Annotated in this window: 9 protein-coding genes; all 9 read right to left on the minus strand. The window is 37.0% G+C overall.

From position 1 onward, the window contains the following. Positions 1 to 2 precede the first annotated feature (2 nt). Positions 3 to 3,581, minus strand: a complete 3,579-nt coding sequence (locus DTA23_RS12310) for a SusC/RagA family TonB-linked outer membrane protein (RefSeq protein WP_239468759.1) — start codon at positions 3,579 to 3,581, stop codon at positions 3 to 5. 258 nt (positions 3,582 to 3,839) lie between these two features. Beyond that, the gene (locus DTA23_RS12315; RefSeq protein WP_112374918.1) at positions 3,840 to 4,991 is read right to left on the minus strand and encodes a FecR family protein; all 1,152 of its coding nucleotides are present in this window, start codon (positions 4,989 to 4,991) and stop codon (positions 3,840 to 3,842) included. Positions 4,992 to 5,036: 45 nt separating this feature from the next. Beyond that, on the minus strand, positions 5,037 to 5,564 hold the full coding sequence (locus DTA23_RS12320) for an RNA polymerase sigma factor (protein WP_112374919.1): 528 nt from the start codon (positions 5,562 to 5,564) through the stop codon (positions 5,037 to 5,039). Between the two features lie 479 nt (positions 5,565 to 6,043). Further along, positions 6,044 to 6,484 (minus strand): PH domain-containing protein, encoded by a 441-nt coding sequence (locus DTA23_RS12325; protein ID WP_112374920.1) that lies wholly within the window; start codon positions 6,482 to 6,484, stop codon positions 6,044 to 6,046. Between the two features lie 29 nt (positions 6,485 to 6,513). Then, a complete protein-coding gene (locus DTA23_RS12330) occupies positions 6,514 to 7,074 on the minus strand; it encodes a hypothetical protein (RefSeq protein ID WP_146753068.1) in 561 nt (186 codons plus the stop codon). Positions 7,075 to 7,356: 282 nt separating this feature from the next. Then, the gene (locus tag DTA23_RS12335; protein WP_146753069.1) at positions 7,357 to 8,400 is read right to left on the minus strand and encodes a hypothetical protein; all 1,044 of its coding nucleotides are present in this window, start codon (positions 8,398 to 8,400) and stop codon (positions 7,357 to 7,359) included. Positions 8,401 to 8,470: 70 nt separating this feature from the next. Further along, a complete protein-coding gene (locus DTA23_RS12340) occupies positions 8,471 to 9,802 on the minus strand; it encodes a DUF4302 domain-containing protein (RefSeq protein ID WP_112374923.1) in 1,332 nt (443 codons plus the stop codon). Positions 9,803 to 9,805: 3 nt separating this feature from the next. Continuing rightward, the gene (locus DTA23_RS12345) at positions 9,806 to 11,176 is read right to left on the minus strand and encodes a substrate import-associated zinc metallohydrolase lipoprotein (RefSeq protein WP_146753070.1); all 1,371 of its coding nucleotides are present in this window, start codon (positions 11,174 to 11,176) and stop codon (positions 9,806 to 9,808) included. A gap of 4 nt (positions 11,177 to 11,180) precedes the next feature. Then, complete coding sequence (locus DTA23_RS12350) at positions 11,181 to 12,653, minus strand: RagB/SusD family nutrient uptake outer membrane protein (RefSeq protein WP_112374925.1); 1,473 nt, start codon at positions 12,651 to 12,653, stop codon at positions 11,181 to 11,183. Positions 12,654 to 12,664 lie beyond the last annotated feature (11 nt).

The following is a 12,664-nucleotide window of genomic DNA, read 5'->3' on the forward strand; positions in this document are numbered from 1 at the left end:
TGCTAGAATCCCATTTTTAAGGTTAATGTATATTGTTTCGCAATTGGTAATGCCACACCTCCTGAATTAACAAATTCTGGATCTTGCCCATTAAGGCGCTTATCCGCATAAATTAACCAAGGATTGATCACATTGAACCGTACACCAAGATTGCTCATCTTAAGAGATTGCACAAAATATTTTGGTAGCTCATAAGACAAGGAAATGTCCTTCAAACGAATAAAATCACCTTTTGCAACAGTTTCCGTTGAATAATTGTAGGCATTATAAGCATAATCGTATTGACTATTGTTTCGGATAAAACGTCTATCCAAAATCACAGGAATATTCGTAAATGCTTCCTCTCCAGGAACAGTCCAGGCATCCCAAAATTCCCTTGGTGTAGCATTTAAGTCGGAATAACCTGTTTTGTATGCTGGATCCAATCGAACTACATTTCCAAAAGAATAGGTGATAAATACATTGAGCTTAAAATTCTTATATGAAAATACGTTCCCAAAACTTCCCATATCGGTCGGTTCAGTTGGCCCCTCATACTTCAACCAGTCAATTTGCTTGCGTTCCTGAAAATAAACCCCCGTTGTTGTCTCTGCTCCATCGATGTAATTGTAGACGGGCAGACCATTCGGAAGAAGTCTATTAAATGGAATGGAAAATAGCGGTCTTACGGGATAACCAACCCGTCCATATCCGCCAGCAGCAATTAAGTCTGCAACTCGACTATTGTTTTCCAAAGCCGTAATCTTGTTTTTCGCTTTGGTGTAAATAAAGCTAGAAACCCACGAAAAATCTTGCTTTTTCAATATTGTTGCGGAAAGACTAAATTCCAATCCATGAGATTCCATATTGGCAACATTCCCGTACTTTGAAATCTCGCCACCAAGTCCCTGTGTATTGACAATACCGATTAAGTCGAAGTTCTTACGTTTATAGTAATCAACATCCAATGCGATCCTGTTCTTAAATAAACCAATGGAAGTACCTATATTTAACTCATGTTTCTTTTCATAGGTAAGTTCCGAATTTTCTAAATCAGAAATATTAAGACCTGTTTCTTTATCTGCGGTATTAGGACGCCATGGGTTATAACTTTGAATGATAATCTTCGAATTGGTTACAAAGTCGGGACCTCTATCAGCAGTCAAACTATAAGAACCCTTAAAACTCAGGTTTGAAAAAGGTGTCTCCAATTTCTTGAAGAAATCCTCTTCCATTACATTCCACATTCCTGAAACGTTCCATGTCGGCATCCAACGTGCAGAGGTTGTACGTCCTAAACGGTTGGTCCCTTCGTAGCGTAATGTACCATTAATAGTATATCGGTTGTCAAACGTATAATTTGCGGTTCCATAAAATGCTACTTGTCTGTTACGAGCAGGAGCTATATCACCATTTTTTCTTCTATCAATAGAATAATAATCAGCATTTTCTTCCTGGCTTTTCTTAAACAGCTTATAATCTATAAATGGAATTTCCCCTAAATCATATTGCAAACCCCAACCTCTAAACCAGTTCTGATTTCGATCCACAGAATTCGTTTCAGCACCGGCAAATGCGTATATCTTATGGATCTCTTTAAAAGTTTTGTCGAAAGCTGCTGTAAAACGGAAATCCTTTGTCAACATCTTATTGTCTGTACGATTATAGATACCGCCATATGGTAAGACAGAAACTGGCACTGCATAAGGATCACTCGGATCAGTATATAAGAAAGGATTCGCATCACGAATAAACGTAGTAGGCATCCAACGATAAGCTAATGCCTGATTTGACTGATCTTTAATATAGTGCTGTTGCGATGTTTGCTGATATCTTGTAGCGGCCAATAACCCCAATTCCAATGCCTTGATCGGCTTCCATCGCAATTCTCCTTGAAATTTAATATCGGCAGCATTTATATCCATGTAATTGTTATCCAATTCATGCAGGATATTAAATGGTGCATAATTCCGTGTATAGAATTCATTAGGATCAAGTGTCCGTGAAGTATTTAATGCATAACTATAAGGGTTAATGTCGAAATCCCGTTTAATTTCCATGGAAACTCGATCTACAGAAGAACCTAATGTACCAGGAGCCCGCTGATCACGATAGGATCCATTTGTTCGCAAATCTAATTTAAGATTATCAAATAAATCATAGGAAGCATTAAACATCCCTGTATAGCGTTTCACATCTGATTTACGCGCCCAGCCATTATCAAAAACACCACTAATGGATGTATAATATTGTGCTCTTTCTGTACCTGATGAAAGACTGACTGAGTGGTTCTGCATGATTGTCCGGCTGAACAATTGTTTAAACCAATCTGTATTTCGGTACTCTGCTTTCCTTAAATAAGCGTTTCTCGCTTCTTGTGTATTTTCTAATTGACCTGCCTTTATTAATTCATACATTTTCCCATAGACACCCGATTCGGATCTACTTGCCACATCTGCCATTGTCAACCATCCCCTTTGTTCAAGAACTTGATTAAATGCCATCTGCTCTTGAGAATTCATGATATTGAAATTATTATAAGAAGGAATCGCTCTTGAAGTAAACTCACCCACATAATTGGCGGAGTTCCGACCAGCTTTTCCTTTCTTTGTTGTAATAACAATAACACCTCCCATAGCCCTAGCACCATATATTGAAGTCGCAGAACCATCTTTTAGCACGGTAAACGACTCAATATCATTGGCATTTAAGCCGGCGACAGCAGAACTGATTAGGGTCAATGCATCTCCCGAAGACAGATCATCTGAAGAGACGTTTGACACATCTTCTATGATAATCCCATCAATTACCCAAAGCGGTTTTGAACTACCATAAATTGACGTTGCACCACGGACTCTAATTTTTGGAGCTGATCCAAAAGTTCCGGTTGTGTTTTGAACCGAAACCCCAGCAACACGGCCTTCCAAAGCTCTTGATGGATCAGGAAGTCCACCAAGTTCAATATCTTTCATATCGACCTTAGATGTAGCCCCTGTAAATGTTCTTTTGTCTATTTTAGCTCCAAGTCCTGTTACAACAACTTCGTCGATTTGATTTTGGTTAGAATCCAATACGATCGCGATGGAACTTCTATTATTGACACTAACTTCAAGATTGCTATAACCCACATATCGGACAACCAATACCGCATTTCCCCCAGCATTTATCTTAAAATGTCCGTTTGAATCGGTTTGCGTGGAAATGGAAGTTCCCTTGACGGTGATTGTAGCACCAGCCAACGGATTCCCCTCAGCATTTTTAACTGTTCCAGCGATCGACTGTTGTGTCCCCTCGACAACTACGTCATTCTTTCCATTACTATTGACAGAAATTGTATTTGCAATAATTTTGTACTCGATATTTTTATCTCTTAAAATCGAGTTTAACGCCTCTTCTACAGACGCATTTTTTAGATTGACTGTAACACGAGATTTAGCGTTTAAGTTTTCGCTATAGAGAACACGCAAGTTGGATTGTTTAGAAATCGCAGAAAGCGCTTCCTCAATCCGTGCATTCCTCATTTTCAAGGTAACTTTTTGGGCTGTTCCTTTAGCATGAACACCGGTTACAAATGCGAATAAAAGGCATGTACTAATTTTCATAATACGTAAGGGTTTGCAAAACCTATGATCTTGGGGTAACAAGGACCAGGCTTTGCTAAATGGTAAGTTATTCATACATTTACATTTTGTGGTTAATTAGGTAATTAATAGTTCACTTTTAAGTTATGAGCCCTTTGATCACATTTCTGAACAGGGATGCGCCAACATTCCTGTTCTCTTTTTTTGGGGCACTTTAATGATTGGATAGTAATATTATATCATAAGCCTTGCTGAATTAGTTTTATATTTTAAAATAAGTTAGCTTTTGTTCTCAATAATCAATTCCTTACCGTGAACTTCAAATCGAAGGTCACTGACATACGATAACATCTCCAACACTTGAGAAAGTTTTACATCGCGCTGTATACTACCGCTATATTCTTTGCTGAGTTGCACATTGCCCCTAAATTTCACATCCAGATCGTACCATCGGGACAGTTGATGAGCAATATTTACAATCGTTTCCTTTTTAAAGTAAAATTCATTGTTATGCCAAGCTAAATCCTGCTGAATATCAGCATTCCCCTTTATCATATTATTTTTCGAAAGGGAAGCAAATTCACCTGGATTCAATTCTAATTTATTTTCCTTTTGTCGCACCTCTACTTTACCTTCGACTAGCGTTGCACGGATATCATCGTGGTAAGCGAATACATTGAAATGCGTACCCAAAACCTTGATTTCTCCAGCTTTTGAATCAACGTAAAAAGGCTTTTTAGCGTCATGTGCCACTTCAAAATAGGCCTCTCCCTCTAAACTCACCCTTCTTTCATCTGCTGAAAATTGCGCCGGAAAATTTAATTTCGACTGTGCATTAACCCAAACTTTGGTACCATCGCTCAAAGTGATTTTATAATAACTTGCACGTGGCACTATGAGCGAATTCAAACGAGATACTTGCTGGTTTTTATCGTTTTTAACGATTAATTCCGCGCCATTTCCAACAAATGTCTTATTTGTATGGTAGGTTTTGGACGTCTTGTTATTAAGCACAACTTTTTCACCATTGGACAAATGTAAAATAGCCCCACTCTGTGCGGGTTCGACATCCTGCTCCAAATTCAAAGTTAGATTATGTACAGCATCTTCATCTGTCTTCAAATAACTGCTCTGCCATAGATAGAAAAATGTGGCCAATAGAAGTAACGATGCGGCAATACTGATAAACCACTTATAATTAGATTTATTATTCCTGCTGTTAAGCTTTTCCCAAGCTCTATTTGCATCCAATTGCTTAACAACAGCTAAATCTTGTTCAATACTCTTTGCTTTTCGAAATGATTCTAGAAGCCGTCTGTTTTGGTCACTAGCTTGTAGCCACTCTTCAAATTGTTTTTGTTCTAATTCGGTCAATTGACCAAATAAAAATTTTTGAAGCAGCTGAGAGATATGCCCTGAGTTTTCTTCCATATTGTACAGTAAAGAAACTTAAGGCAGGAAAAGGGTGACAAGAATTTAAATATTTTTTAACAAAAATATAATAAGGGGTAAAAACTCAGGATTTAGTCGTTTTAAAAGCATTTTCATACCGCGCTGTTTTTGGGTTTTTACGGTATTGATGCTAATTTTCAATTCCCGGGTTATTTCAAGATTAGACAAGCCATCTAAATAGCCAAGGCGAAAGACTTGTTGACAAGAGGTTGGCATCTGTTCGATAATTCTGTAAATTTCCTGGATAGCCTCGCTATGAATCATGTTCAATTCAAGGGCTATATTATCCTCTTCTGTAAAACCGACAACATTCCAATATCTTTGTTGTACTTTTTCGTGGCGAATATGATTGTAACAGGCGAAACGAACCGAACTATACAAGTAATTTTTAACGGCAATCTCATTGTCGCTGACCTGATCGGTGTTTTTAAAATAAGCGACAAATGAATCTTGAACCAGGTCTTCAGCTACAGCTAAATCACCAACAATTTTCCAAGCAAAGTGGCACAACCCGTTATAGTGTGTTTTAAATAATACTTCTTCCTTCTGCATCGTTAAAGATCCCGCGACTACAAATTGTACTTCGTAGCGGATATTTTAGGACATGTATGTGCACTTACATGTAAGTGCTTAATAATTGTTTGGTAAAAGTGCTAAATATTTTTTACTATTCACACAAAAAAGTTACCAAGCAGAATTTCATACTCTCTTTTTTCCTTATGAACTTAGAAAATCGGCAATGAAAAATAAAAGATAATTGCTTAAAAGGAAGTAAAAACAAAGAATAACACACAAAATGAGTTTGTTCCCAAAAAGCCAATTTGTATTGTAACAAGAATTGTACTGTTATCCTTTTCAGCTTATATTCCTAAGGAATAGCTACAATCTACTATACAGGACGCTCTATTTATGGCGATTTATCGACTATATCACTGAATCTCCAATTAGAAGGAAGCCAGAGTCGTTTAGCATAAGTAACTTTAGAATCTAACAACAGATTTGGTTCGATATAAGTGACTCAAAACGGTAAACTATTTACCTGCTATGACATCGATATTCGGTGCAATCTGTTTTAATTTATCAATAAATTCGGTAGGATTTTCTGGATCAACGAATATATCGTCGATCTTATTATAGTGCAGTACCATTCCTTTTCTATAAGGCCTTAAAATTGTAAGTCTCATCGTACCAAACCAGTCTACCTTATCAGTTTCTAATTTACATATAGAAGTAATATCTACAGACTTTGTACCCGAGACTGTCTTAATAAAAAGCTTATCACCTTCAATCCAATACCTTTTATAAAAGAATGTAAAATACCAAGTTATCGCGAATACGCCAAATAACAATAGTGTGCCTAGATACAGTCCTTTTTCAAGACCTCCATAAGATAGCATCACGATAAATATAATCATCGCAACTCCCCAGATATAACTACCGAAGTTTATCTGTGTTTTAAAGACTTCTCTCATAACTAATGATTTTTAATAGGTCTATTATTTTAATTACTATTGGCCAAATTCTGTCTCACGTTAAATTGAAACAAGTTATATATTTCACGATACCGTTCGACATCTTCTTTATTGTTTAACTGAATTTGATAAATACGATGAATGACCTCATTGTCAATATTCTCTTTCATAAAATCGATTTCTTCAGTTAACAGTTCGTTCTTCACATCAACCAACCAGTCTTTTGATAAGAGCTTTTGTATTCGACCTTCTTCTTGCAAGAATCTATGATCACTATAACGTACTGCTACTTGCTGAAGACTATCTTTTTGATGTCTGTTTTTATCCTTATAACGATCCACTAATGTTAAGTATTCATTATATAACTTGTTGTTTTTTCCACCTGATACAACCGCCATTTTAATAGATTCGCTTCCATTTTTAGCCAACAGTAGTTCTTCTAACTCCGCTTGTTTACCAGGACTTTCAAGCAAGAACTTATATTTTCCGGACTCATTGGGATCGAGCCAAAATATAGTTGAAATATAATACTTTGGTGTACCAAGTTCAGGCTGACGGGCAAATCGCTCAATCTCCTGCGGCTTCACCACATTCCGCTCCCACGAAAAAACTATTTGATAAATCCCCTTTGGGAGCGATTTACTAGTTAAAACAAAATCTTCTTAATCTAATGTATCAGACATCATCTTTTCACCTGTCTCGAAACTATATAAATCGATATAGAAGGGAGCTGATATGGGAATCTTTCCTATAATTTCAGTCTTTATCACATGAGTATGCCTATAACAAGCACAAAAAATAAGAACTGAAAAAAAGATAAGTAGGTTAAGAATTTTTATCATAATCTTGCTCACTTGGCTTAGCCGTATTATCTAAGATTTTCCAAACTGCTTATAGATCTCACCATTTTTTATTTCAACAATAAAATGATTCTTCTCATACAAACTTTGATGCTCTGCTGGTAATCTATATAAGCCATCTGGTACATATTGGGTAAAGCTACTATTGGAGTACAGTTTATTGTTAAAACCATTAAAATATATGCTAGTACTAGGCATAGGCTCTATTCGCGGATCTTGATAAATCTTTTCCCAAGTTGGTGCATATAAAGCGAAGCTAGAATTATAATTTATCTGTACAGTTTTTTGAACCTCAGGAAGAATATTTTCTTGGTTCGGCCCGCCAGTGTTACCTATATATATCCAACCAATATTTTGAACAACAGGATAAACAATGGTTTCATTTGAATTACCAGCAAAATATTGATTATAGATCTGTTCACTAATGTCTCTTGTTCCTACCAAGGTCTGTATCGCTGCTAAAAGATAAAATCCACTCCAAGGATCATAATGTGGTAAAGGATTAATATAGACATTCTCATAGCCATCATTTACGACCTGCTTAGAAAACAACAAAGTTCTTTCATTGATATCACTTACAATCAGGTTCTGAGCTATAAGAGATTTGTACGAAGAAATCAAACATTTCATTGTCGTCAAATTGGAAGAACCGATATAATGCGAAGGATTATCTAAATAAGTATAAATTACATCAGGAGTATAATCTATATTCACGTCGATTGGCTTGGGAGTCCATGGCTGAGGTCCAACAGGTGTATTCGGTGATGTTGAAGCTGAGCATGCCAAACCTGATTGAATCAGCTGCGACATTTTCGTTGCAAAGTCGTAATTTGACACGTCATGTGTACCAGCATATCTCATATATCGCATCGTAGAATCATTGTATTTTTCTGCACAAGAATTAAATTCTGTAGCTGAAACAACTACCTTCTCAATAAACTCGTTGTCTTTACTAGCAGCAAATTTTTGCGACCTATTTGGGTCTAATGAATTTTTACCACATCCCCCAATAAACAGTAATCCAAGAATTAAAATACTTTTATAAAATTCTTTCATAGCAACATCATTATAAATAGAAATATCAGTATCGACCCGACCACCGCCCGATCGATACTGAAATAAAACATTAATTATTTTGACCTGTAAAATAAAAATCAGGATGCTCAACGCTCTTAAATTGAGACATGACTTCTCCGGTTTCGGAATTCACAAAGTACCCCAGTTCAAACGTGTCAACATTAATCCGCTCCTGCAGTAAATAGCGAACATCGTTGTAAAGTGCTCCATCATTTCCCGTAGGTGTCCCACTTAATGTAAATTTAAATTTACCATTTTCAACTGTATAGGTATAGTTATAGGTTAGGTTGAATGTCTTCGAACCTTCGTATGTCGTATTAAACACAACAGACATCCTTTTATTAACCGATTGGAACTTAAAATCTATAGTCCTTAAAATAAAGAAATTAACCCCGTCGAATGCCCATCTATTAATTCCTGCTTTTGCTTGCGCTTTACGTGTTGCAAAATTTGTACTCCAGCCATTATACGTCGTCACATCCGGAATTGTAATCACAGAGAAACTTGCCCCTAACGCTGTAAGATACGGAACCACAGAAGAAGAATTAATTTTCAACGGATATTCCTTACCATCTTTGTCAAGACCAACAAGAGAATTTTCATCTTTCCATATGAAACGCTGTAGTTGAATATTATTTATCAGCACGCCGCCAACGATTTCAATACCGTCAATTGTATTACAGAATTCAACAAAAGAAGAAGAAAAGCTTCCATCAGAATTGGCTGTAATAATAGACATTCTTTTGGTTCGAAAACCAAATGCCAATTCTGCTTCCACATTGCCCACAACAATGGAGGTCAAGGGGTTTTTCTTAAAAAATGCTTTGTTTTTATTAATTACATCAAGATAGCCCTTCGAAGTATATTTTTTTGCTTCATCTTCTTTTGCTTTAACCAGAATAAGCGGTTTAATAAACTTCCGTCCCTGAAAGAACAAGGTATCGCCATGGGTCTTCACGTAATCGTATTCATTATCACTACCATGTCCCTTCCCAGCTGTTCCACCAAAAACACTTGGATCTGGGTCTTGCAACATAGTAATATAGTTATACGTGTCAAAAGAAAGCGTAGCATACATTATCTGACGTATGCGATAGGTAGACTCTTTTATTACGGAAGACGTAGTCTCGTTCAAATCCGCAACCATCTTTAATCGATCATTTTCACCAAACTGCATATAGAAGCCATATCCCCCTTTGGATATCTCCGTGGTTGTATAAGCTTTCCATCCATATGGTGCATCTACCAATGTCTTTTTAACATACAATAATGTATCGGAAATCCTATCATCGGGATTGCCGAATATGGGATCCATTTCTTTTGGTTTGCTACAACTGAAAGCCAATAGGACCAAAAACATTAAATAAAATATCTTTTTCATAATCTAATACTTCCTCAAATTTACTTTGCCCATAAATGTTGCATTTGGATCCTTTGTATCTTTTAAGATCATAAATTGCAGATAATCGCTCGGATTGACCGACAAATCAACTTGTTTCCAGTCGGCCGAAAAACTAGTACTGCCCAAATAATCGATCAGGGGTTTCGTATCTTTTAATACCCAGTCAATGTTACCATTACCATAATTATTGCCTGTCCCTTGGGTCGCCGACTTAGCGATTTTAAATGTATTGTCTGTATTTTTTACAATATCAAAATCGTAGGATGCCGTGTAGGTTACACTATTATCGCCAAAACCGATGTTTAATGTCGCCTTTGTGGCGGAGACAAACTGGAAGGTCATTGATTTGGTGGTCCAGCCTCCGAGCTCATCCAAAATTGCCATAAATAATGATCTTTGCTTGCTGGAAATCGTGTTTTCTAATCCCCAGGTGTTTCGGATATCCCAGTCCAACGAACCAACATAGTCATTGCTCAATGCTGTTGTGGCGGAATACCGGCTAGATTTATATTTTTCCGCCATGACGCGCTGAAATTCAATCTGCAATTGCGTTACATCGATGTTAAAATTCTGCATCATATAATCCCGTACAATCGCTTCTTTTTGTTTAAACTTGGGATAAGCATCCTTTCCACTATCGTAAGCAAAATCGTCATAATACAATTGACCAGCGACGATTAAATGTGATAAGACTTCAGCAAAATCTTCTCCTATCGACTTTCTCGAATAAGGTGTAATGAAGCCCAATGATCTTGCTTTTGCCTGGTCATTCTCCTGTGCAGTCCAATTCGAATAATAATCACCTGCACAGATTTTTCCGAACTCAGCAGGGATAAATCTCATCTGATTAAGGATATGGGTAAATTCATGGTGAATAACCTGAAGGTTACCAGTTACAGAATTTGAATTCGCAATGTCAAAATTATTAACCCCATACAATGTGATCCGTCTACCTCCGTCTGCAGTTCCACCTTTTACTGAACCATCCACATCGTAGTCACCTGATCCAAATAAAGCAAACTGTTTGGGTGTGTATGTTTTTATAAAGGGTACTCCCCCAATTTTCTTATAAACATCCAAAAAACCATTAATTACCACATCCATTTGTGGAATAACCTTGGATTCGTCTGCCGGTGCTATATTTTTATTGATATCATGCATATTTCGCTGATACCGATAGACTACTTCAATATTATAGGGATCGGTCAAATTCTTTGTAATCCATTCGTCAATAGTTCCTGGAACAAAGGTGTCGTAATTTTCAATTTTAGTATTCAGCTTCTCCTCTTTTACACAGGAATATAAACTAGCGAACAGACCGACTATTATACATGTTTTTGTTATCGTTTTCATAAAATTACCTTGGATTTTGTTCAACACCTGACAACTTCGCTTCTTGTGGGATCTGGAAAACACGTCTTGGATCCTCAGGCTTTAATTCGATATAAGACTCACTCTCATCGTTGGCAATAACAAGATGTCTTACTGTTATGCCTTTACGAATAATATCGAACCAACGTAAACCCATCGACATAAATCCAACTTGTTTAAATTGTAGAACCGTCTGAATAAGTGCTTCCTTATCATCTTGAACACCAAAAAATGCTTTGGATTTTGCAGCTGTTACAGCATGGTTTGTAGGATTGTAACCATCTATTCGATTGCTTGCCATTAAATTCATATCGGCAATACCAGCTGCATTATTTCCCAATTCCAAATAGGCCTCTGCTCGATTCATTAGTGCCTCATCTGTAATTAATACCGGGACCATAAGCATAGGAAATCCTGTATTTGCGGTTGCATTTGTTACGTACCAAAATTCCTTCCAGATATAAGTAGTATAGTGTGGAGCACCATAGGAGACACCGAAATTATAAAACTTCGCTCCTGCAGCCGTAGTACCATTATAAATCTTTTGAAACACATTGATACCCATAGCATAACGATTATTCCACCAGCGTTGATAACCACTGTAAGTTTCGTTAATCAGCAAGCTATAAGGTTGATCGGCTTTGGAAAAGACCGTATGCACCTCCTCGAAGGTCATTTTCTTGAATGTGGAATTATAGGGGATTAATTTTCCTGCAAAATTTCCTCCTGCAAAAATTTTGTTGGCATTGTCAACCACTTTTTGCCATTCGCCTGTAAACAAATAGAATCGAGATGCAAAGGCATGCGCAGCAGCTGGTGTAAAATGGTATTTTGGTACATTCCATTCTGCTGGATTCCCGTCTAAAAGTGCTAATCCCTCTTCCAGATCCTTCCGAATATTATCATAAACAGATTTCACCGTTCCACGATCATACTTCTTAATTACAACTGTCTCAGGTTCAGTAACATATGGAATACCAGGTGAAGTATTAGCCTCCGGATTTTTATAGTCGTAGACTTTTGCAAAGAAATTGACGAGCATAAAATGTGCATACGCCCTTGCAACTAGAGCCTCGCCTTTGAACGCTGCAATCTCTTTTCCGAAGTTATTCGTTTCAATTGCTGCCAAAGCATGGTTTGCAGCTGCAATTGCTGCGTAACAATTATTCCAGTAGCTATTGGGGCTGTCTGTATCATTGTTGTTGATGTCTTGCCAAAAATATAAGAAAGGAACTGGCTGGTATAGACCGCCTACCCCTTTATCTTCCACATTATCTGAATAGGTTTCGGCCATAGCAAGATAATTACCAAAAGGGTAAGCTGAGGTAATCAGTCTTTTGACTTTATCAACCGAATTGATCTCGGCGCGCATATCCGGTTGCTGATCCAGATATTTGTTACAACTGCTGAGTAGCAGCGTAGAAGAAATGAATAAATATTTAAGATTTGTAAGTTTCATAATTTAGTCGT

The sequence above is a fragment of the Sphingobacterium multivorum genome (assembly GCF_900457465.1).
Taxonomy (GTDB): domain Bacteria; phylum Bacteroidota; class Bacteroidia; order Sphingobacteriales; family Sphingobacteriaceae; genus Sphingobacterium; species Sphingobacterium multivorum.